The organism is Pseudomonas baetica, from assembly GCF_019733355.1.
Lineage (GTDB): Bacteria > Pseudomonadota > Gammaproteobacteria > Pseudomonadales > Pseudomonadaceae > Aquipseudomonas > Aquipseudomonas baetica_A.
In genome coordinates this window covers 1-21,166 of record NZ_JAIHLQ010000037.1, presented here as the reverse complement: position 1 = coordinate 21,166, position 21,166 = coordinate 1, and the positions used below count along the sequence as shown (strand labels likewise).

The window sequence follows — 21,166 nt, the reverse complement described above, 5'->3', positions numbered from 1 at the left end:
ATTCCTTGTGCTTGTGAAAACGAAAATTAGAACGTTACTCCGGCGACCAACACGATGTTGCAGTACGGCTGACATTCTCCCGTACGAACAATCGCCCGTGCCTGTCGGCTAAGTACTTTGAATTGCTCGTGACTGAGCAGATCGCGACGCCCCAGCGCGCCTTCTTCATTCAGCTCGTCCAGCGTGTTCAGCGCAGTCGGCTGCTTGTCGAAGATTTCCTTGGCCAGCGCATGGCTTTCCACCTGCATCTCACTGAGCACGACCTTCAAGGTGCTGACGAAATCCGGAACGCCGTGGGTCAGCGCCAGATCAATCAGTTCAACACCCGGCGGCACCGGCAGCCCGGCATCACCAATCACGACCATGTCGCCATGGCCCAGAGACGCGATCAGTCGTGACAGCGCGACGTTGAGTAGAGGAGTCTTTTTCATGCGGGTTTAAAGGCCTGTACGTCGGACATTATTGGAATGGATGGCTGGGCGCCGGCCCGAGTGACCGACAATGCCGCAGCAATTTGCCCGTATCGAATCGCTTCGGCCTCGGACTTGCCATCAGCCAGCGCGGCGGCAAAACCACCGACGAAGGTGTCACCCGCCGCCGTGGTGTCGACAGCTTTCACTTTCGGCGCTGGGAAATGTTCGAAACCTTTACCGTTAGCGAATAACGACCCCTCGGCACCCAGGGTGATGATGACTTTGCCCGCCCCCATTGCCATCAAGTGACTTGCCGCATGTTCTGCGGTTTCCAGCGAGTCAACCGGCAAGCCACTCAACGCGGCAGCTTCGCTCTCATTGGGAATCAGGTAATCGATCGCCCCAAACCAGTCTGCCGGCAAAGGACGACTGGCCGGCGCTGGATTGAGAATAACGGTCTTGCCCAACGCTCGCGCACGCTTGAGCGCATGACCGACCGTCGCATCCGGGATCTCAAGCTGGCAGATGACAACGTCAGCCGCTTGCATTACAGCATCGAACCGATCGATCACCGCTGGCGTCATTGCGCCGTTGGCTCCAGCAACGATCACAATGGCGTTCTGACTGTTGTCATCGACTACGATCAACGCCACACCACTTGAATCCTCGACAACGCTCACCGCCTGACAATCGATCTGTTCGGCCAGCAAGGCGTCACGCAATTGCACGCCATAGTCGTCATTACCGACACAGCCAACCATTGCCACTTGTGCACCCAATCTCGCCGCAGCCACGGCCTGATTGGCGCCCTTGCCGCCGGACACGGTCTTGAAGGAATGTCCGATCAGCGTTTCACCGCCCCGGGGCAGCCGAGGCGCCCGGGTCACCAGATCCATGTTCAGGCTGCCTATTACCACTACATTTGCTGGCATACATCACTACTCGTCAATTCGGTTTCAGCGGTATTCGGTGAACACGCCGGACAACGGCGCAGTCGACTCGCGCAAAACAATACTCGGGGTCACGATCCGCTGATCAGTGCCCAGATTCGGGGTAGCAATCCTTCGCAGCAGCACCTCAGCCGCCATTTCGCCCAACTGCAGAATCGACTGGCCGACGGTGGTCAGCGCCGGGTACACGTAACGGCTCATCTGAATATCGTCGAAGCCAATCACCGACAGTTCGGTCGGCACCCGCACGTTGCGTTCTGCCGCCGCGCGCAAAACACCGATACCGATCATGTCGTTACCGGCAAAAATGGCGCTCGGCGGATTGCGCTCAAGGAGGATCGCCGCAGCGTTGTAGCCGCCGGTGCTGGTGAAGTCACTTTCCAGCATGCGCGCCTCTTGCACCTCGATACCGGCCTCTTTCAACGCCCGGCAATATCCGGCACGACGCATCTGCGCCACGCTAGTGCTCGCCGGGCCGCCGATGGTCGCGATGTCGCGGTGGCCCAATTCCAGCAGATGACGGGTAGCGAGGTAAGCGCCGTATTCATGATCGATACGCACCAGATCAGCGTTCACGCCATCCAGACCACGGTCGACGATGACCATTGGCGTTTTCACACCCGCCAGCCCCTGCGCCAAACCACTGTCACCGCCAGCCGAGGCAACGATCAAACCGTCAATGCGCTTTTCCAGCAGCACACGCAAATAGCTGCGTTGTTTTTCCGGATTGTCATCAGAGTTGCAGAGGATGACGCAGTAGCCGTTACGCTCGCAGTAATCTTCTATACCCCGTGCCAGTTCAGCAAAGTACGGGTTGAGACTGTTGGGCACCAACAAGCCAATGGTTGCAGTAGTCTTGGCCTTCAATGAGCGCGCCACTGCGCTGGGTACGTAGTCGAGGCTCTTGATTGCCGCCTCGACCTTGAGCCGAACCTCCTGACTGACCGGCCGGGTGTTATTCACCACATGCGACACGGTCGTGTAGGAAATCCCTGCAAGGGCAGCCACATCCTTGATCGTTGCCATGTCTCAGCCCCGTCGACTAGCGCGTTGACTGCGATAAGTATCGAGTACGACCGCGATGACGATTACCGCACCGGTAATGATGCGTTTGGTCGGCTCAGTTGCACCGATCTGTGCCAGCCCCGCCGCAAGTACGGAGATGATCAATACACCGAAGAAAGTGCTGATCACCGAACCACGCCCACCCATCAGACTGGTTCCGCCGATCACAACAGCAGCGATCACTTGCAGTTCAAGGCCGGAGCCGGCATTCGGATCAGCAGCCTCCAGGCGAGAAATCTGAAACAGCGCGGCGACACCGGCCAGCAGCCCCATGAGACTGAACACCAGGATCTTGTAAGGTTTCGGATTGATACCCGCCAGCCGCACAGCCTCTTCGTTGGTGCCGATGCCGATCAGATAGCGACCGAATACGGTGCGAGTCAAAACGGCCTGCGCAATGAAAATCACCAGCAAGGCGATGATGAATGACGGCGAAATACCGAAAGCGATCGGATTCGACAACCAGGAAAAAGCGTCACCAATATAGGCGGTGCGTGACCCGGTCATCTGATAGGCCAGCCCGCGAGCCATTTCCAGCACGCCTAGGGAAACAATGAACGACGGAATCCGCCACGCTACGGTAATCGAACCCGTGATCGTGCCAGCCAGCGCCGATACCGCCATCCCGAGCAACGCCGCTGGCAACACGCTCCAGCCCCAACCAAGAATGGCGACGCTGACCGTCGATGCCGCCAGCGCCAGCACCGAACCGACCGAGAGGTCGATGCCACCGATGATCAGCACAAAGGTCATGCCGACCGCCAGAACCATCAGATCGGGGATCTGGTTGGCCAGCGTACTGAAAGTGTTATAGGACAGAAAGTGGCTGCTCAAGACCGAGAACAGCGCGACCATTGCCAGCAAAGCACCGGCCAGCCCCAGATAAGTGCCCAACCCATAAAAGTTGCCACTACGTTTGCCGGCAGAAGATGCTGTTTTCATGGGAGATCCCTAGGCGCGGCTTCGTTGAGCCGCGCATCACGTTTTTGGTAGCCGGCGAACGCGGCGGCAAGCAAATCATCCTGGGTCCAACTGTCGCGCTCGAAGGTCTCGATCAGACGCCCCGCCGACAGTACGCCGATCCGATCGCAGATCAGCATCAGCTCACGCAGGTCACTGGACACCACCACCAGCGCTTTGCCCTGACGAGTCAACTCACCGAGCAAGGCATAGATGTCGAACTTGGCGCCGACGTCGATACCCCGGGTTGGCTCATCGAACAGCAGCACCGAACAATCACGCTCCAGCCAGCGACCGATCACAACCTTTTGCTGGTTACCACCGGACAGTTCTGACACAAGCTGTGTGGGGCTCGAACTGCGAATACGCATGGCATCGATCTGGCGCTGCGCCAAAGAGATTTCAGCGCCATTGTTGACGAAACCACCACTGGAAATTTCCGGCATGTTGCCCAAGGCGATGTTGGCGCTGATCGACTGGCTAAGCAGCAAACCCTCGCCCTTGCGGTCTTCGGTGATCAGCGCGATACCATTACGCACTGCATCGACAGGCGAACGCACACTTACCACTTGCGCCGGCGAGCCGAGTGCAATCGTGCCGCTGTCGGCGACATCCGCCCCGAAAATCAAACGCAGCAATTCTGTACGCCCGGCGCCGATCAGCCCGGAAATCCCGAAGATCTCCCCGGCGCGCACTTCGAACGAAACGTCCTGTACCTTATCGGAGCGAGTCAACCCCTTGACCGTCAACGCCGGGGCGCCAATATTGCGCGGCCCCATGTCGATGTGCTCGCCCAGCTCACGACCGACCATCAACGTGACCAGTTGCTCGCTGTTGTAGTTGGCTATCGGCTCGACGCAGACCAGATTGCCGTCACGCAGCACGGCAATGCGCTGTGCCACTCTGGCCAGCTCTTCGAGGCGATGCGAGATGTAGATGATAGAGACGCCACGCGCCTGCAAACGGGTGATTTGCTCGAAGAGCATTTCGACTTCCCGCGCGGTGAGCATCGCGGTCGGTTCGTCAAGAATCAGCACATGGCAATCGCCAATCAGGTTGCGGGCGATTTCAACCATCTGCTGATGCCCGATGCCCAACTCGCCGACCAACGTGTCCGGGTCGATCGCATCAAGACCGACCTGAGCCATCGCCTCGATAGCCGCTTTACGCAGCTGTTTGCGACTGATCCAGCCACCGTTGCTCGGCAAATTGTCGAGAAACAGGTTCTCCGCCACTGACAGTGTCGGCAACAAATTGAGTTCTTGCATGACCATACGCACGCCGAGCTCTTCAGCCTGGGTACGACTGCCCGGACGATAGTCCTTGCCCTGGAATTGCATCTGGCCGGTGGTCGGCGTGACCAGTCCGCCAATAATCTTCGACAAGGTGCTTTTACCGGCGCCATTCTCGCCGGTCAGCGCCAGTACTTCACCGCGCATCAGCGTCAATTCGATGCCTGTGAGCACCGGTTGCGCATAGGTCTTACCGATACCGCTGACCGAGAGGACAGCGTTCGGGGCGGAAACTGACATAAAAACTCTCCATGCGCTCGCCCGGTCGGACGAGCGCCATTGTGTCGTCAGAGGATTTACTGGGTGACCAGTTCGACCGGCGTTTCAATCACACCATTGGCACCACTGTCGACTTTCTCGCCCTTGATGATTTTCAGCGCAGTTTCGATACCAAATACAGCTTGCTTGGCAGCGAACTGATCGGCAGTCGCCAGAATGCGACCATCCTTGAGCATGGGCTTGATGGCGTTGATATTGTCGTAACCAACCACCTGCACTTGCCCAGCTTTGCCGGCAGCACGCACGGCGGAAACAGCACCAACGGCCATGCTGTCGTTGCCTGCCAGCAACGCTTTGACATCCGGGTATTCGCTGAGAATCGAAGCGGCTACCTTGTTGCCCTTATCGATCTCCCAATCACCGGACTGCAGGGAAACCACCTTGATCTGCGCCGCGTCCATCGCATCCTTGAAGCCAGCGGTACGCTGCTGGGCGTTGGTCGTCGTGGACACGCCTTCAATGATGCCGACTTCGTCACCCGCCTTGAGCTGCTTGGCCAGGTACTCACCGACCAGACGCGCGCCTTTACGGTTATCCGGACCTACGAAGGGGACGCTGATGTTTTTGCTTTTGACGATTTGCGGATCGAGTTGGTTGTCGATGTTGATCACGGTAATACCGGCATCGACGGCTTTCTTGATCACCGGCACCATGGCCTTGGAGTCGGAAGGTGCGATGACCAGCGCATTGACCTTTGCAAGGATCATTTGCTCGACGATACGCGTCTGGCCCGCAGTGTCGGTTTCGTCCTTGATGCCGTTGGAGATCAGGTCGAAATCGGCGGAGTGTTCTTTCTGGTAGGCCTTGGCGCCGTCTTCCATGGTCAGGAAGAATTCGTTGGCCAGAGATTTCATGACCAGCGCGACTTTGGGTTTTTCAGGGGATTCGGCGAACGCCGAAGAGACAGGCAGTGCAGCGGCTGTGGCAGCCAGCATAGCGACAGCAAGAAGACGTCCAGCGAATGGCAGCTTCATGGGTTCACTCCGATCTTATGATTATTGTGAGCAACGCTTGCGCTGGCGTAAGCTACGTCGCCCCGACCGACTGATAACACATCGGGGAAGCCGCGCAAACGTTTGCGTAGATCGAACTATGCGAATCCCGCCGACATTTGTCAACAATCAGAAACCGTCATTTATTGCAGGGCAAAACTCGAGAGTCGCACTTTGATGCCTATGCCGTGGTGTTGACCAGGTTGCCACCAGAAGGATTTTTTTCCAGTTCTTTGACCAACGCGTTCGAAACCTCCGCCAGCGCGGCGTTGGTATCAGCGACCTGCCCCTGAATGGACATGACTGCCTGTGCCTTGGCCTCGGGAGTGGGATAGCTCGCAGCCTGTGCCGCCGCCAGTTGCTGTTGCTGCTCCTGCAATTGCTTCTGCAATTCCTGCATCCGCTTCAGTAGCATCTTGGCGGCGATGCTCAGGCTGTCGCTGCTATCAGCTTTGCTGTCTTCCTGAGCGGCACCACCGGTTCTGACCTGATTGCCATCACCCTCATCTTTGCCCAGCGCCTCGGTAGCAGCTTCCTCTGACGCCTCGCTCAATGCATTGATCGTTGCTGCAGATTTGCCACCGATGGTGACAGCAGCAGGATTGGAAAAACCGACCGTGAGTGACATGTGAACTCCCTCGAATTTCGTTTCATTGAACACGCATCGGCCTATGCGCGGGTTTCTTTAGCACAAAACCCGAAACTGACAACCCGATCCATAAGACAGAAGCGGTAGTACTTTTCGGAGAGCCGAACGCGAAAGTTTCTTTTGTTCGGAAACCCGGATACAGGGTTCGCCACACTCCCTTTTTTTTCGAAAAATACTTATGTAAATCAAAAGGTTAAACATTTTTCTAACGCAAGGTACGTCTGGTATAGATCCTGCTCCCTTCACCACACCCCGGGCATCCAGATCGGCCTGGGGCGCATCTAGATGAACCTGCATCAGCACCGTCTCACTACTAGAGAGAAAAATAATGAAATCTGCTTTCAACACTTTGGTTCCGGGCGCTTTGGCCCTCCTCCTGCTACTGCCGACCGCCCTTCAGGCAAAAGAAGTCGAAACCCAGACCAAACTTGCCAATGTCGTGGTTCTCGCCACGGGCGGCACCATCGCCGGCGCTGGCGCCAGTGCCGCCAATAGCGCGACGTATCAGGCCGCAAAAGTGGGCGTCGAGCAATTGATTGCTGGCATCCCTGAGTTGAACAAGCTCGCCAATGTGCGCGGCGAACAAGTCATGCAGATTGCCTCGGAAAGCATCACCAACGACAACCTGCTGCAACTGGGCCGTCGCGTCTCAGAACTGGCCGACAGCAAGGATGTCGACGGCATCGTCATCACCCACGGTACCGACACCCTGGAAGAGACCGCTTACTTCCTGAACCTGGTCGAGAAGACCGACAAACCGATCATCGTCGTAGGTTCCATGCGTCCGGGCACAGCGATGTCGGCGGACGGCATGCTCAACCTGTACAACGCCGTAGCTGTGGCCAGCAGCAAAGAAGCGCGTGGCAAAGGTGTACTGGTGACCATGAACGATGAAATCCAGTCTGGTCGCGACGTCAGCAAAATGATCAACATCAAGACCGAAGCGTTCAAAAGCGCCTGGGGCCCATTGGGCATGGTGGTCGAAGGCAAATCCTACTGGTTCCGTTTACCCGCCAAGCGCCACACCATGGATTCGGAATTCGACATCAAGAACATCAAGAGCCTTCCTGACGTAGAAATCGCCTATTCCTACGGCAACGTGAGTGATACCGCCTACAAGGCACTCGCCCAGTCTGGCGCCAAGGCCATCATCCATGCAGGCACCGGCAACGGCTCCGTGTCGTCCCGCGTAGTACCGACGCTTCAGGCTCTGCGCAAGGATGGCGTGCAAATCATCCGCTCGTCTCACGTCAACGCCGGTGGCTTCGTGCTGCGTAACGCTGAACAGCCTGACGACAAGTACGACTGGGTTGTCGCTCACGACCTGAATCCACAAAAAGCCCGCATCCTGGCGATGGTTGCACTGACCAAAACCAACGACAGCAAAGAACTGCAACGGATGTTCTGGGAATACTGACCGACCTTCGCCCGATCGACTCTCCGTCGGGCACTCTTCGTACCACTCGCCTGATTGGCGAGCGGTACGTCGCCTACACCCCACCTGCATTTTCCCTACAAAAAATTCGACAGGACTCACACCAAAATCGGAAAACCGCTGTCAGAGGATTTTCTTGAATTTTAAGCAGTTGCGAAAATGCCCACAGTTAAATACTGTATGCACGTACAGCTTAATAAGGATAACCTCGTGGCCACCTCTCTTGACGCTCCTGACACTTACGAACGCATGGGCGTGCGCGTTCAGAAAATCATCAATTCTCCCACCGCACAAAAAGCCAAGGCCGCATTGATCTTCCGCTTGCCGGACGAACCGATGGATCAGTGGGAGCGCTTGCTCGAGGAAATCGACGAGAACGATAACGTTACCCTCGCCTATCGAGATGATGGCGGCGTGCAGATTTTTTGGGTTGTGCCGAAGGAAGATTGATTCAATGATTGTCCGCTGTTTTGCTTTGCTGTTGCTGCTCATCGCCACGGGTGCCCAGGCTGGCGCACCTCGTACGTTCAATGAAGCCAAAAAGGTCGCCTGGAAGCTTTACGCACCGCAGTCCACTGAGTTTTATTGCGGCTGCAAATACACCGGCAACAAGGTCGATTTGAAAGCTTGCGGTTACGTACCACGCAAAAATGCCAAACGCGCTTCGCGCATCGAGTGGGAGCACATTGTGCCGGCCTGGCAGTTCGGGCATCAGCGCCAATGCTGGCAGAAAGGTGGACGCAAGAACTGCACACGCTACGACCCCAGCTACCAGAAGGCCGAAGCGGATCTTCATAACCTGGTACCGAGCATCGGTGAGGTCAACGGTGACCGCAGTAACTTCAGCTACGGATGGCTGCCGACGCAATCCGGGCAATACGGCTCATGCCTGACCCAGGTCGACTTCAAGGCCAAGAAGGTCATGCCCCGCCCTTCAATTCGCGGCATGATCGCACGCACCTATTTCTACATGAGCAAGCAGTACGGCTTGCGCCTGTCTAAACAGGATCGGCAACTGTATGAGGCTTGGGACAAGACTTACCCGGTGCAGGACTGGGAGCGCCAGCGTAATCAGAGCGTGGCGTGTGTGATGGGGCGTGGCAATGAATTTGTCGGCCCCGTAAACATGAAAGCCTGCGGCTGATTGCAATGTAGAAAGGCCTCGAACGTTATGTTCGAAGCCTTTTTATTGATGGCTAACCGGCAGTCTTGCTGTGTCGCCAAGACCCCATCAAATTAACTCATCACCATTAAAGAGCCCAAGGCAATTCCGTCGTAAAACCCGTCAGTGCCGGCATCGACGATTTCCCCAAGGTTGTCCTCTTCCATGTCGACATCAACCAGCTCGGTCGCCCGCCAAGCAGCTCCGTCGAATCAATCGTTTAAGGCGTCAGAGGATGCTCAACCAACACTGACTCGACGTTCTGCTTTTTGGCCTTCACCAAAGCAGCATCCACCTGCACCTTTCGCGCCTCAGCCTCGGCCTGGGAGTTGAAAGGGCCAATCAGAATTCGCGTTTTGCCGCTACCGTCCTTGATGACCGTCGGAACGAACGCGTGCTCGATCAGCCAGCCACTCAAATCGCTGACGGCCTGAGGTGTTTCACCGCGCACCTCAAGATCCCACTGAGGGGCAGAGGACACCGCAGGCGCTGTTGCGACTGCCACTTTGGGCTTATGTGTGTCCACACTTTTGCCTTCACCACATCCAGCCAATGCCAGTGCCGCGACCATCCAGACCAATTTGCGCACAACGCCTTCCTCGAAAATCTCAAAGCGGCGATCTTAACATTCATAAATACTTCGCGAGCCCCGCAAAATGGGCACAAAACAACGAGATTGATGAATGCAGCCTCTGTATAGTTACGCCCTGGGAATTAATGCCGCATCTGCGCGTCAGAAAGATGCACCCAAACCGTGAGACTTCGCACTAATCTATACGTACCACCGACCTCTGCACTGTCTGAATCAGGTGCCCTACAAAGCAATCAAGGAGAAGACCATGCTGATACTCACCCGCAAAGTCGGTGAAAGCATAAACATTGGTGATGACATTACGATCACCATCCTCGGCGTTAGCGGCCAACAAGTCCGAATCGGCATCAACGCCCCGAAAAACGTTGCGGTGCACCGCGAAGAGATTTACCAGCGTATCCAGGCTGGCCTGACCGCCCCGGACAAGCCACAAACGCCCTGAGCCGCTTTCGCAGTCAGTAGCCAGTTCGTTTGCCCCGTGTAATGACTGGCTAAAGATTCACGCGCCGTACTGCTATCCGCTCCCCACTCGCTGGGCACGGCGCCTGACACATAACTCCTCACTCCAACTCCTTGCCGCCCCTATCCTCTGTTGCCGAGCGATACTACCTGCCATTCCCAAGGCTGGCTGTCGGACGTTTCCGATAGAGCGCAGAGAATTCGCCCGCCTAATACAACGTCACGCCACGCGCCATACCTGTGGCCGCCACCACCATCAGCACCAGCAACAACGCCTCGACATGACTGATTCGTGCGTACAGCTTTGCACGGCCAGTATCGAGCGCCGCACCTCGCACTAATGAGATCCGCCACTTGACCAACGTGATCATCGGCGAGAGCTCTATCAGCAAAATCAGCACAAACAGTGTCATTTTCAAATGGAAGAGCGGCTGATGCAGGTAGTAGTCAGTGCCCTTTTCATAGCCACCAAAGGCACGCATCCCGCCCGTCACCAGCAGAACCAAAGCAGAAATACCCCATAGATTATCGGCGAGCAAAACGCGCCTGGCATCCCCTGAGCCTGCAACCAAGCGGCTAAACGCCGCTCCACGAGTCAGAACCGCCCAAAAACCCAACGCAAAAGCCAGTAAGTGAACAGCCGCTAGAAACCAGTGAACCAGCATCGCCAGACTCCCTCTGTAAAGAGATGGAAATCGCCAGTCAGTAGTAGTCGAAAAATAAAGGACATGCTCGCGCGACATCGCCGGTGACGTATCGAGCGACTAAAATACGGAGAAAGAGAGCACGAAAAGCCAAATTACAGGCAAAAAAAATCCCAAGCAGCTGATGGAAGCTTGGGATTTAAAAATGCATAAACCGTGGTGGTGAACGCGGCTCAAATGTTACTGAAACTACCACCCTGTCACAAGGTATTTTTGATAACTGGTTGGTTAAATAAAATCGTAAGCCCTTAAATATCCACATATTTTAGAAGGCCGCTGGCGACGAAAGGCGATCCATGCAGCAAATTTCAAACTCGACATCAAAAAAATGAGCCTGACCGGACGCCCGCTCTGCACACTCCCCCATATGCGCCCGAGAGGGATTAAAGCCCTCCTTGAGAGCGCCGAATTGGCGACTTAAGGCTGGGCTTTGCAAATCGAAGACAACAAAAAAGGGCCCACCTTTCGGTGAGCCCTTCTAGACCGCCCAGCAGAGCGGATTTTGTTTGGTAGGCGCGATTGGACTCGAACCAACGACCCCCACCATGTCAAGGTGGTGCTCTAACCAACTGAGCTACGTGCCTGCTGTGAGGCGGCATTCTACGGAATTCCGAAGGGGTGTCAACACCTTTTTTCACCTAACCCTATGAATATGCAAAATATTTAATTTGCGGCCAATGAAGAAGATTTTCCGGTGGCTGGCGGAGGTTTTTCAACTCCGGTAGGATCGGGGCACTCGTAAAATATATTAAACAGAGGCGGCAGAATGGCGAACACCCTTTACCCAGAGTCTTATTACGCTGCGTCGGCCAATGCCGTACCGCCACGTCCAGCCTTGCAGGATGATGTGGAGACGGATGTCTGTGTAATCGGCGCCGGGTATACCGGGCTGTCCTCGGCCCTGTTCCTTCTGGAGAACGGTTTTCGCGTGACAGTGCTGGAGGCCGCTAAAGTCGGCTTCGGTGCTTCAGGACGCAATGGCGGGCAAATCGTTAACAGCTATAGCCGCGACATTGATGTGATCGAGCGTACTGTTGGCCCGAAACAGGCGCAGTTGCTCGGCGAGATGGCCTTCGAAGGCGGCCGGATCATTCGCGAGCGCGTGGCCAGGTACAACATCCAGTGCGACCTGAAGGACGGCGGTGTATTCGCCGCCCTTACGGCCAAACAGATGGGGCATCTTGAATCGCAGAAGCGCCTGTGGGAGCGCTTCGGGCACTCACAACTCGAACTACTCGATCAACGCCGCATCCACGAAGTCGTCGCGTGTAATCAGTACATTGGCGGCATGCTCGACATGAGCGGCGGCCACATTCATCCATTGAACCTCGCGCTGGGCGAAGCGGCTGCCGTGGAATCCCTCGGTGGCGTCATCTATGAACAGTCGCCAGCCGTGCGCATCGAACGCGGCGCCAATCCGGTCGTGCATACGCCGCAAGGCAAGGTCAGGGCCAAGTTCATCATCGTTGCCGGCAATGCCTACCTCGGCAATCTGGTGCCGGAACTGGCAGCCAAATCGATGCCATGCGGCACGCAAGTGATCACCACCGAACCGCTGGGTGATGAACTGGCGAAAACGCTATTGCCGCAGGATTACTGCGTCGAAGACTGTAACTACCTGCTCGATTACTACCGCCTGACTGGCGACAAACGCCTGATTTTCGGCGGCGGCGTGGTTTACGGCGCGCGGGATCCGGCGAACATCGAAGCAATCATCCGCCCGAAAATGCTCAAGGCTTTCCCGCAGCTCAAGGACGTGAAAATCGACTACGCCTGGACCGGCAACTTCCTGCTGACGCTGTCGCGCTTGCCGCAAGTTGGACGCCTGGGCGACAACATCTATTACTCGCAAGGTTGCAGCGGCCATGGCGTGACTTACACGCATCTGGCAGGCAAGGTACTGGCCGAAGCACTGCGTGGTCAGGCCGAGCGTTTTGATGCGTTTGCCGACTTGCCGCACTACCCGTTCCCGGGCGGGCAAATGCTGCGTACGCCTTTTGCTGCGCTGGGTGCATGGTATTACGGGTTGCGCGATAAATTCGGGATGTAAACAACCCTCAAGTGGGAGCGAGCTTGCTCGCGAATGCGGTATGCCATTCAAGATTCAGTTGACTGACACGACGCCTTCGCGAGCAAGCTCGCTTCCATATTTTGAAATGCGCGTCAGAGCTGGTCTCGTGCAATCCCACTACGGATCCGCAGGATGTCCGCCAGTACCGCCAGGGCAATCTCCGCCGGCGTCTTGCTGCCAAGATTAAGCCCGATCGGCGCGTGAATCCGCGCCAACTCGCCCTCTCCTAATCCGCCAATCCGGCGTAAACGCTCAAAGCGTTTCTGCGACGTCTGCTGTGAGCCCATCACGCCAATGTAGAACGCTTCGGTGCGCACGGCCTCCATCATTGCCAGATCATCGATACGCGGATCATGCGTCAGCGCCACCACCGCCGTGTCGCGATGGCAGCCACCGTCAGCAATGAACACCGACGGCAATTGCCGACGAATCTCTACGCCATTGAGTACCACGCCTTCGAGCACCTCATCACGCGGATCGCAGAGGATCACTTCGAAACCCAAGCCAACCGCAAACTCGGCACACGCCTGCGCCACGCTGGAATACCCGGCAAGCAAAAGACGCTGAGCCGCGCCAACACGGATTCGCACCCGATCAATCTCGCGCTCGATCCGAGCACCCTGCTCTCGATCAGCAAACAGGGTGCGCGCACCACTGGCCAGATCGACTTCACGAATCAGCCGACGCTGACCAAGCAGCGCCGATTCCAGTTCACGCAGATGCGCCAGCACGTCGCAGCCAACGTCGAATTTCTCTACCAGTACATCGAGAATACCGCCACAGGGCAGGCTGACCCGCGAACGCGGATCGTCGCCTTCGCCATAACGCACGACGTTGACCGCATCGAAAAACGCACCTTCGGCGACGCGCTCGAGAAAATCCTCCTCGACACAGCCGCCAGACAGCGACCCGATCCACTGCCCGCCGTCATTCACTGCCAGCAGCGAACCCGGCGCACGCGGCGCCGAGCCGTAAGTGGTCAACACGGTGCAAAGCCAGATGCACTGCCCCGCCACCGACCACTCCAATGCACGCCGCACCACTTGCAGATCGAGATGCTGCATGTCAGTGCGCCTTGTGCTCGATGGGCGGCGCGTCAGCTTGCAGCTTCTGAACCTCGCTTACCGCCAACTCAACGGACTGGCCGCCCCACCCTTGACGCAGGTAGTTGAGCAGATCGGTCAGTTGCTCAGGACTGAGCTTGTCGGCAAAACCCGGCATCGGTTGCATGTGTTCGAACCCGGAGAACTTCTGCTCGCCGATACCGTCCTCGATGACCCGCAACAGATTGCGTGGATCTTCCAGACGCAGCGTGGTGTTGCCGCGCATCGCGACAGCAATGTGCGGCTTGCCTTCACCACCCGCCGCGTGACAACCGGCGCAGACATTCAAATATTCCTGACGGCCACGCTGGGCACTCGCGCTGAGCTTGTCGACCGGCACGGCGACGAGCTCTTTGGCTGCCGGCGGTTGATCGCCGAGCAGGAAGGTCGCCATGGCTGCCAGATCGGTATCGTTCAAGCCCTGAGTGCTGTTGTGGAACACCGGGAACATCTCGTTGAACATCGTGCCCTGCGCGCTCATGCCAAGCTTGAGGAATGTGCTCAGGTCCTGATGATTCCAGCCGCGAGCGGCCAGATCAGTGGCCAGCAGGCTCGGCGCCAGATAGCCATTGAGAATACCGCCAGTCAGGCGCTTGTCCATTTGCATTGCACCCGACAGCCCGCGTGGCGTATGGCACTCGCCGCAGTGTCCGAGGACGTCGACCATGTACTGGCCACGCTTCCAGGCGTCGCTTTTGCCGTCGGCAGATTCCAGTTTCACGTCTTTGCCGTACATCATGTTCCAGCCCATCAGGCCCAGACGCACGTTGAACGGAAAACTCAGGCTGGTGACCGGCGCTGCCCGCTCGATCGGCTCAACGGTTTTCAGGTACGCATGAATCGCATCCGAATCTTCGCGCGGCACCAGGTGATACGAGGTGTACGGCATCGCCGGATACAGGTTCGCGCCATCGCGACGCTTGCCTGCGGTCAGCGCAGTGAAGAACTCGTCATCGTTGTACAAACCGATGCCGTGCTCCTTGCTCGGCGTGATATTGGTGCCGTAGATCGTGCCGAACGGCGACACAATCGGCAGGCCACCCGCATACGGCGCGCCACCCGGCGCGGTATGGCAGGCCATGCAGTCGGCGGCGCGAGCGAGGTATTCGCCGCGCTTGACCTGATCATCGGCGTGGGCAAACAACACTGGCGCAGCCAGCCCGACCGCCAAGGTCAGTCGGGTCATTAATAGCTTCATGCTTAACCCTCCTTGACCAGGCCGAGATCGGTCAGCACGTTGCGGGTCGCGTTGTAATAACGCACGTACCCGGTGCAACGGCATATGTGATGACCGAGGCTGTCCTCGATGACTTGTTCGAGCTTGCTTTGGACGATCGGCTGGCGTTGCAGCTTTTCCACCAACACAGTCGCGGCGTTGACGAAGCCAGGCGCGCAGTAGCTGCACTGGAAGGCGAACTCATCAACAAAGCGCTGCTGGATCGGATTCAGTTCCGTGACCTGCCCACTTTCATCACGCTTGGCGTGGCTTTCGATGGTGCGGACTTTTTTGCCTTCGAAGTAATGCGCGCCGGTGATGCAGGTGCGCACTTCTTCGCTGGTGCCGTCCGGGTTGTCGACGATCACCACGCAGGCATGGCAGATACCCTGACCACAGCCCAGACGCGAGCCAGTCAGGTTTTTGTATTCGTGCAGGTAGTCGATCATCGGCAGGTCATCAGGGATCTCCACCGGGCCGACGGATTGACCATTGAGGGTCAGTTGAAGCGGACGGTTAGCCATTGAGGGCCTCCTTGATGCGCGCAGCAGTGATAGGCAGATCGCGAACACGTTTACCGATGGCGTGCGCCACGGCGTTACCAATGGCACCGACCACCGGAATCATCACCACTTCGGCGATGCCTTTGGACGGGTCGCTGGGTGACAGCGGCGGCAGAATCTCTGCCGTCTGTTTCCACACCGCGACGTGCCGGGCCATTGGCAGGCGATAACGGTTGAAGTTCCAGTCACCCTCCCCCGGCCCGCCCTCGTAAAGCGGCATCTCTTCCATCAGCGCATGACCGATACCCATGGCGACCCCACCTTCGAGCTGTCCCTTGACCAGTTCTTCGACCAACACCCGACCGCACTCGACCCAAGAATGGTGGTTGAGCACTTCGACTTGCGCCGTGCCCTTGTTGACTTTCAGCTCTACCAACGTGGCGACCGGGCTGTAGTAAGTCACAGCAGCGTTGTTCAACTGAACAACCGGGTAGTTGATGTTCTGGCGATCCAACAGGTGGAAACCTGCCGTGCTCATCAGCGCTTTCTTCGCCTTCGGCGCCCCATCGCCGTACTTCACCGCCAAACCGTCAAGCGGCAGACGCTCACGCACGCCGTCGATGCTGTATTCGGCCTCTGCCCAGCTCCAGCGGTTGAACGCATGAACGGTGGCGCCGGTCACCAGACCGCGCTCATGAGCGCGCTTGGCCAGCTCTTCGAAGCTCAACGGCTGCATGCCGTTGGCAGTGAGTTTGCCGTCGACCCAATGCGCATCTTCACGACGCACCACGTAAGGGTTGGCTTGACCGCCGTAAGGCCCCTGACGCCAGATTTCCATGGCCGCCGGCCACAATCCGTTGTTGAACAGCACGCGCGCTGCCTCACGGGTTGCGTGGCTGAAGTAGTAAGCCGAGTTGGTCGCAGATGACGCCGAAGCCAACTTGCCGACCCAGCGCGGGTTGCGCAGCAGATTGTCCTGCTCGGCCTGGCTCATGATGTAAGGGTTGCCGCTGGTAATCAGCTGCATTTCCTTCCATTCGGTTTCGCCGGTCTTCACTTCATGGGCAGGGCTACCGAGGAAATCAGCGACGACCAAAGCTTGCGAAGTCGACATGCCGGTGCCGATTTCAATGCCGATATGACGCAGGGTGATGCGACCGTCGACAGTGAATTCGATACTGGCCATCGGCGCTTCAGAGCCGGTGCCGAAGTCTTTCTGGCAAATGGCGAAACCGACGCCGTACCAGTTGTCCGGATCGGCTGCTTCGCGCTGTTTCTTGATGGCGTCGCGGTTCTTCCAGACTTCGTGCACCGCAGCTTTGTCGAGAATCTCGTGCAGGCGCAGAGCACCGGCCGGGATCGCGCCCTGGGTGTTCTTCATACCCGAACGCAAAGCGTTCTTGCGGCGCAAATCGATCGCATCAACGCCGAGGCGATTGGCGATTTCGTCAACCATCATTTCGGTCGAGGCCATGCTTTGCAGCGTGCCGTAACCGCGCATCGAGCCCGCCTCAACAGCGCGCGAATGATAGGCGGTGACCTGCAGGTCGTTCTGCGGCATGTAATAGATCGACTGCGCCGCCGTGGCGCCAACCGCCGCTACGGATGGGCTGTAGTTGACCCTCCCACCACCGTCGACACTCATTTCGGCACGGAAAATCTTGAAGGTGTAATCGTTCTTGTCCACGGCCAGTTGGTAGCGGATGTCGAACGGGTGGCGCTTGATGCCGCTCTGGAATTGCTCGTAGCGGTCGTTGGCCAGGCGCACCGGCACACCCGCGCCGTACAGCGCAGCGAGTGCTGCGTAGTAAACGAAGATGTTGTGGTCTTTGGAGCCGTAACCGACGGTGTAACCGGGGTGCATGTTCAGGTTCGTCAGACCGAAGCGCGACGGCGCGATCATTTTCGCGGTCTCGGTCGCCGCTTCCAGTGGGCACTGGGTCGCCACCACGAAGTGCAGCGTCTTGGTGGCAGGGTCGTACCAACCGTTACCGTTGTCCGGCTCCATGGCGGCCGGCTCGATCGATGGGGTCTTGTAGCGCTCGTCGAACACCAGCCAGTTATCTGGCGGCGCATCGATCTCTTTCTTCATACGGTCGGCGTAGAACAAACCGCGCTCGCTCAGGTTGCCGTGCAGGTTCGGCTGGGAATTCCACACCGGACGACGGTTTTTCAGCATCGGGAACAGGATCGAGTCCTTGAGGCTAGCGAATTCATCTTCGTCTGCCGACGTCGGGCCACCCACACGTACGTAGCGGAAGCTGCCGTAGGGGTCGCCTTCGTAGTACGGCACCTTGGCGCCGTAACGAATCGCTTTGTCATTGAATTTGAGCTTGTTCTTGGCCTGACGAAAACGCTCGAAGTCGTTCCAGATCAAGATAGCGACCGGGTGGCCGATGAACATCGGCACTTTACCCTCAGGCAAGAGTGGGTCTGGAGCGTGCTCTTCAGGGAAGACAATACCGTCCTTGTCCAGATCGGCAGCGGTGACGATGCGGTCAGGCTGCAAGTCGGCGCCGAGCCACGACAGGTCGTATCCGTTATAGATATGGTCAGCCTTGATGGTTTTGAGCAGCATGGCGTGGCCTTGCTGCTCAGGCCAACCCGGCATGTCCTTGGAGCGGATGTCGCGAGCAAAAACCTTGCTGCCGCAGACCTTGGACAGAGCGTCGTTACGCTGGCGCGCCTTGCCGTTGTTGCCGAGCCACTTTTCGGACGGCACGGTGACGCTGTTTTCCATCAAGGCAGCCAGCGCCTGACTGCTGAGCGGCGTGAGCGTAACGCTCACCCCCGCCACCAGCCCGCCCTGAAGGAACGAGCGCCGGGATATTTCACGGTTGGACATGGATCATCCTCTGGGCGGTTATGAGTCCACCCTTCTGGTTATCTACTGGGAATCTCGAGTCTTGCAGAAGCCCTTTCTGGCGAAGCCAAGAGCCGTGTTGACAGTGCAAAGCTGACCGAAAGGTTAACTTTAAAGGTTTCTGTAGCTGCGGCAAACAAGCAGTTACAAAAATCTGACTAAAGAATCAAAATTACTGCGGCATTGCACCGCAGCAAGTCAATGGACAAATCGATGTGCAGCTTCTGCAGGAGTGAGCCTGCTGTAATCGTCCACCCAGTACAAATCAATCCAAAGCAGGTATCTGAAATACCCGTATCGGCGCAGTCACATTATTCAAAGGCTGGTTTTTAAACCATGTCTCTCGACATGTGCTCTCCTGCGGTAAAAGGCGTGAATAGCCCACACCACTCCAACGAATAGCAACCCTGTCCCAAGCGCTTCCATAGGAGAGGGCCAGCGCTGGTTGATGAGCAAACCCATCGCAGTCGCATAAATGGTCCCGCTGGCGATCAATTGCCCGCTCAGCGCCAGAGGTAGGCGCCGGGTTGCGATTGACCACGCCCAAGCACCTGCAAGGGTGGCCCCCAACCCCTGAATTAACCCACAGACTATTAGCGCCTGAGTACCTGCCAACCCGCCCGAATGGCTAGCGAAGTGGGACAACTTCAAGTAAAGCCCAGCGGGGATAAAGGCCAGCATTTCGACGCTGCACATGAAGATCAGCATGGCGGACCACAACATCGGCGACATACTTGGGCGTCGAGCCAAAGCACTTTCATTTATCAGGCCAAAACCCGTCCAAAATCCGATTGCAAGCAACGATGCCAGGAGTCCAAACATTATCGAGGTTGTCGGGAGCACCACCGTGGCGCTACTAAAATCAAACACGCTCAAGTTGACCAGACTGATGCCTAACGCCGCCACCAACAAAGGCCCGGAAATGGCGCGCCAAGGCACGCTAGAGCTTCGCATGTTGCCGGCAATCGCAAGCACGATAGGGACTGATCCCATCATCACCGGAGGGATCACCGGCCCAGCCGCCAAGACCGCAGTGGTAATCAGAAAGAAGTAACCGATGTACCCCAAGAAGCCCAACAGTGCGGCGCAAGCCCAGTCGCTCAGCCTCAACTGCCGCACTTCACTACGATAAACAAACAGCACTAGCAGACTACCTAAACCGGCAAAGGCATAGCTCACCACAGCCAGATCAAAAAGGCTGTAATCGCCGACAAGCCCCGGAAAGATGTAGAGCAGCGACCAAGAAAAAGTGGCAGTAATGGCTGCTAATAAGCCGAGCGTCATACGCTTTGCTCCTGCCCAGCCTGCTTCCGGATCCAGCAATGAGCTATGTGCCGTGCAGTGTCAAATACCTGCGCGTTCTGGCCCATGGCGCCGGTGACAAAACTGCCCTCCAGCAAGATAAACAACCCCTCAGCAACTACGTCAGGGTCGCTTAGACCGGCACTCATGGCCAATGCAGCAAGATTTTCGCGCACCCCTTGCTTATGCCTGCTTACAGCCAAATGCACAGGATGGCTAAACTGGGGGAATTCAGCCGCACTGTTGACGAACAGACATCCGCGCCCGCTATCTTTCAAAAGAAAGCGTTGATACAAATCGAAAAAAGCGAGCATCCCACTGACCGGATCAGGGTGTTTTGCCAAGGTGCACGCCACCTCTTCACGCCAGCGCAGGTCACGCTTCTCGAGGCAAGCCACTATCAGCGCATCCTTTGAGGGGAAATGGCTGTAGAGCGTCATCTTGGTAACACCCGCCATCGCGGCGATGGCCATCACACCAGTAATGTATATACCTTCTGACAGAAACAGCTTCAGCGCTGAGTCAATCAATCGCTCACGGGTATTGTCCAATTTTAGGTACTCCGGCATCGGGACGGAGTTGACTATACTGACCGGTAAGGTTGAGACACATCCAGATACGACCTGAATCATGGCCGTTACGACACAGACCGCAACATGCCAGCGCAGCAGTAAATCGCAAGATTTGGCCTATCCGAAATTTCGCTAAGCTATATAAGCGCCCCCCGCCCCCGCATGGCTAAACAGACGCCCATTTATGCGACAGCAACTCAGTAATTTCATTTGCACGTTGCGAATGCTGGAGTTCGCAAGGCGACCTGGCCGTACGCTTACAGCCTGCTCACGATGATGGTGTGCATCTTCCAAAGATATTGGCTGCACTGGCGCTATCGCGAGCAGGCTCGCTGCCACAGGGATCTTTGCTCAATATCGGTCGACTGAAAGAAGTCAAACGGGAAAGGTCAAATTTCAGACACAAAAAACCCCGGTCTTTCGACCAGGGTATTTGCTATCGATTCCGAATCAGCCAGCGGCTTTTTTCGGTGCTTCAAGGCGTTCAGTGGTCCTTGAAGCAGATATGGCGCAGCGGACGGGACTCGAACCCGCGACCCCCGGCGTGACAGGCCGGTATTCTAACCGACTGAACTACCGCTGCG

20 protein-coding genes and 2 tRNA genes are annotated in these 21,166 nt (G+C 57.0%); 5 read left to right on the top strand and 17 right to left on the bottom strand.

What is annotated here, in order from left to right; genetic code table 11:
• Positions 1-26: 26 nt before the first annotated feature.
• The 7 genes from rbsD to K5E40_RS26445 form a co-directional block, all read right to left on the bottom strand.
• On the bottom strand, positions 27-431 hold the full coding sequence (rbsD, locus tag K5E40_RS26475; RefSeq protein ID WP_221733330.1) for a D-ribose pyranase: 405 nt from the start codon (positions 429-431) through the stop codon (positions 27-29).
• Positions 428-1,345: a ribokinase gene (gene rbsK, locus K5E40_RS26470; protein ID WP_221733329.1), complete on the bottom strand. Its 918-nt coding sequence runs from the start codon at positions 1,343-1,345 to the stop codon at positions 428-430. Before rbsK ends, rbsD begins: the two co-directional genes overlap by 4 nt.
• 24 nt (positions 1,346-1,369) lie before the next feature.
• Positions 1,370-2,389 carry a LacI family DNA-binding transcriptional regulator gene (locus tag K5E40_RS26465; RefSeq protein WP_221733328.1) on the bottom strand — a complete coding sequence of 340 codons (1,020 nt, stop codon included), beginning with the start codon at positions 2,387-2,389 and terminating at the stop codon, positions 1,370-1,372.
• A gap of 3 nt (positions 2,390-2,392) precedes the next feature.
• Positions 2,393-3,370: an ABC transporter permease gene (locus K5E40_RS26460; RefSeq protein WP_221733327.1), complete on the bottom strand. Its 978-nt coding sequence runs from the start codon at positions 3,368-3,370 to the stop codon at positions 2,393-2,395.
• Positions 3,367-4,920, bottom strand: coding sequence for a sugar ABC transporter ATP-binding protein (locus K5E40_RS26455; protein WP_221733326.1), 1,554 nt, complete (start codon positions 4,918-4,920; stop codon positions 3,367-3,369). Before K5E40_RS26455 ends, K5E40_RS26460 begins: the two co-directional genes overlap by 4 nt.
• A gap of 56 nt (positions 4,921-4,976) precedes the next feature.
• A complete protein-coding gene (locus K5E40_RS26450) occupies positions 4,977-5,933 on the bottom strand; it encodes a sugar ABC transporter substrate-binding protein (RefSeq protein WP_221733325.1) in 957 nt (318 codons plus the stop codon).
• A 199-nt stretch (positions 5,934-6,132) separates the two neighbouring features.
• Positions 6,133-6,579, bottom strand: coding sequence for a hypothetical protein (locus K5E40_RS26445; RefSeq protein WP_221733324.1), 447 nt, complete (start codon positions 6,577-6,579; stop codon positions 6,133-6,135).
• Between the two features lie 349 nt (positions 6,580-6,928).
• Here K5E40_RS26445 and K5E40_RS26440 point away from each other — a divergent pair, with 349 nt between their 5' ends.
• From K5E40_RS26440 to K5E40_RS26430, 3 genes are all read left to right on the top strand, one after another.
• Complete coding sequence (locus tag K5E40_RS26440) at positions 6,929-8,017, top strand: asparaginase (RefSeq protein ID WP_221733323.1); 1,089 nt, start codon at positions 6,929-6,931, stop codon at positions 8,015-8,017.
• Between the two features lie 177 nt (positions 8,018-8,194).
• On the top strand, positions 8,195-8,485 hold the full coding sequence (locus tag K5E40_RS26435) for a DUF1654 domain-containing protein (protein WP_221733322.1): 291 nt from the start codon (positions 8,195-8,197) through the stop codon (positions 8,483-8,485).
• A 4-nt stretch (positions 8,486-8,489) separates the two neighbouring features.
• Positions 8,490-9,179 carry an endonuclease gene (locus K5E40_RS26430; RefSeq protein ID WP_221733321.1) on the top strand — a complete coding sequence of 230 codons (690 nt, stop codon included), beginning with the start codon at positions 8,490-8,492 and terminating at the stop codon, positions 9,177-9,179.
• Positions 9,180-9,417: 238 nt separating this feature from the next.
• On the opposite strand, the gene K5E40_RS26425 is transcribed toward K5E40_RS26430, so the two are convergent.
• Complete coding sequence (locus K5E40_RS26425; protein ID WP_221733320.1) at positions 9,418-9,786, bottom strand: SPOR domain-containing protein; 369 nt, start codon at positions 9,784-9,786, stop codon at positions 9,418-9,420.
• Between the two features lie 250 nt (positions 9,787-10,036).
• On the opposite strand from K5E40_RS26425, the gene csrA reads away from it, so the two are divergent.
• Complete coding sequence (gene csrA / locus K5E40_RS26420; RefSeq protein WP_003179932.1) at positions 10,037-10,231, top strand: carbon storage regulator CsrA; 195 nt, start codon at positions 10,037-10,039, stop codon at positions 10,229-10,231.
• A 226-nt stretch (positions 10,232-10,457) separates the two neighbouring features.
• On the opposite strand, the gene K5E40_RS26415 is transcribed toward csrA, so the two are convergent.
• A complete protein-coding gene (locus K5E40_RS26415; RefSeq protein ID WP_221733319.1) occupies positions 10,458-10,913 on the bottom strand; it encodes a DUF2214 family protein in 456 nt (151 codons plus the stop codon).
• A gap of 546 nt (positions 10,914-11,459) precedes the next feature.
• Positions 11,460-11,536 (bottom strand) — tRNA-Val (locus K5E40_RS26410).
• Positions 11,537-11,718: 182 nt separating this feature from the next.
• On the opposite strand from K5E40_RS26410, the gene K5E40_RS26405 reads away from it, so the two are divergent.
• Entirely contained in the window at positions 11,719-13,002 is a 1,284-nt protein-coding gene (locus K5E40_RS26405; protein ID WP_221733318.1) for an FAD-binding oxidoreductase, read from the top strand.
• Between the two features lie 113 nt (positions 13,003-13,115).
• Here the strand turns inward: K5E40_RS26405 and K5E40_RS26400 are convergent, their stop codons facing one another.
• From K5E40_RS26400 to K5E40_RS26370, 7 genes are all read right to left on the bottom strand, one after another.
• Positions 13,116-14,087 carry an XdhC family protein gene (locus tag K5E40_RS26400; protein ID WP_221733317.1) on the bottom strand — a complete coding sequence of 324 codons (972 nt, stop codon included), beginning with the start codon at positions 14,085-14,087 and terminating at the stop codon, positions 13,116-13,118.
• Position 14,088: 1 nt separating this feature from the next.
• Positions 14,089-15,324 carry a cytochrome c gene (locus K5E40_RS26395; protein WP_221733316.1) on the bottom strand — a complete coding sequence of 412 codons (1,236 nt, stop codon included), beginning with the start codon at positions 15,322-15,324 and terminating at the stop codon, positions 14,089-14,091.
• A 2-nt stretch (positions 15,325-15,326) separates the two neighbouring features.
• Positions 15,327-15,866 (bottom strand): (2Fe-2S)-binding protein, encoded by a 540-nt coding sequence (locus tag K5E40_RS26390; RefSeq protein ID WP_221733315.1) that lies wholly within the window; start codon positions 15,864-15,866, stop codon positions 15,327-15,329.
• Positions 15,859-18,690 (bottom strand): xanthine dehydrogenase family protein molybdopterin-binding subunit, encoded by a 2,832-nt coding sequence (locus K5E40_RS26385; RefSeq protein ID WP_221733314.1) that lies wholly within the window; start codon positions 18,688-18,690, stop codon positions 15,859-15,861. The genes K5E40_RS26390 and K5E40_RS26385 overlap by 8 nt, the downstream gene beginning before the upstream one ends.
• A 333-nt stretch (positions 18,691-19,023) precedes the next feature.
• A complete protein-coding gene (locus tag K5E40_RS26380; protein WP_221733313.1) occupies positions 19,024-19,992 on the bottom strand; it encodes a DMT family transporter in 969 nt (322 codons plus the stop codon).
• Positions 19,989-20,561 (bottom strand): TetR/AcrR family transcriptional regulator, encoded by a 573-nt coding sequence (locus K5E40_RS26375; RefSeq protein WP_221733312.1) that lies wholly within the window; start codon positions 20,559-20,561, stop codon positions 19,989-19,991. The genes K5E40_RS26380 and K5E40_RS26375 overlap by 4 nt, the downstream gene beginning before the upstream one ends.
• 527 nt (positions 20,562-21,088) lie before the next feature.
• A tRNA-Asp gene (locus K5E40_RS26370) sits at positions 21,089-21,165 on the bottom strand.
• Position 21,166 lies beyond the last annotated feature (1 nt).

Coding starts and splice junctions, on each gene's coding strand:
- K5E40_RS26465 (WP_221733328.1), bottom strand. CDS start 2,389: ATGGCAACGATCAAGGATGTGGCTGCCCTTGCAGGGATTTCCTACACG.
- K5E40_RS26450 (WP_221733325.1), bottom strand. CDS start 5,933: ATGAAGCTGCCATTCGCTGGACGTCTTCTTGCTGTCGCTATGCTGGCT.
- K5E40_RS26390 (WP_221733315.1), bottom strand. CDS start 15,866: ATGGCTAACCGTCCGCTTCAACTGACCCTCAATGGTCAATCCGTCGGC.
- K5E40_RS26440 (WP_221733323.1), top strand. CDS start 6,929: ATGAAATCTGCTTTCAACACTTTGGTTCCGGGCGCTTTGGCCCTCCTC.
- csrA (WP_003179932.1), top strand. CDS start 10,037: ATGCTGATACTCACCCGCAAAGTCGGTGAAAGCATAAACATTGGTGAT.
- K5E40_RS26395 (WP_221733316.1), bottom strand. CDS start 15,324: ATGAAGCTATTAATGACCCGACTGACCTTGGCGGTCGGGCTGGCTGCG.
- K5E40_RS26455 (WP_221733326.1), bottom strand. CDS start 4,920: ATGTCAGTTTCCGCCCCGAACGCTGTCCTCTCGGTCAGCGGTATCGGT.
- K5E40_RS26385 (WP_221733314.1), bottom strand. CDS start 18,690: ATGTCCAACCGTGAAATATCCCGGCGCTCGTTCCTTCAGGGCGGGCTG.
- K5E40_RS26435 (WP_221733322.1), top strand. CDS start 8,195: ATGCCCACAGTTAAATACTGTATGCACGTACAGCTTAATAAGGATAAC.
- rbsK (WP_221733329.1), bottom strand. CDS start 1,345: ATGCCAGCAAATGTAGTGGTAATAGGCAGCCTGAACATGGATCTGGTG.
- K5E40_RS26445 (WP_221733324.1), bottom strand. CDS start 6,579: ATGTCACTCACGGTCGGTTTTTCCAATCCTGCTGCTGTCACCATCGGT.
- rbsD (WP_221733330.1), bottom strand. CDS start 431: ATGAAAAAGACTCCTCTACTCAACGTCGCGCTGTCACGACTGATCGCG.
- K5E40_RS26415 (WP_221733319.1), bottom strand. CDS start 10,913: ATGCTGGTTCACTGGTTTCTAGCGGCTGTTCACTTACTGGCTTTTGCG.
- K5E40_RS26405 (WP_221733318.1), top strand. CDS start 11,719: ATGGCGAACACCCTTTACCCAGAGTCTTATTACGCTGCGTCGGCCAAT.
- K5E40_RS26400 (WP_221733317.1), bottom strand. CDS start 14,087: ATGCAGCATCTCGATCTGCAAGTGGTGCGGCGTGCATTGGAGTGGTCG.
- K5E40_RS26430 (WP_221733321.1), top strand. CDS start 8,490: ATGATTGTCCGCTGTTTTGCTTTGCTGTTGCTGCTCATCGCCACGGGT.
- K5E40_RS26380 (WP_221733313.1), bottom strand. CDS start 19,992: ATGACGCTCGGCTTATTAGCAGCCATTACTGCCACTTTTTCTTGGTCG.
- K5E40_RS26460 (WP_221733327.1), bottom strand. CDS start 3,370: ATGAAAACAGCATCTTCTGCCGGCAAACGTAGTGGCAACTTTTATGGG.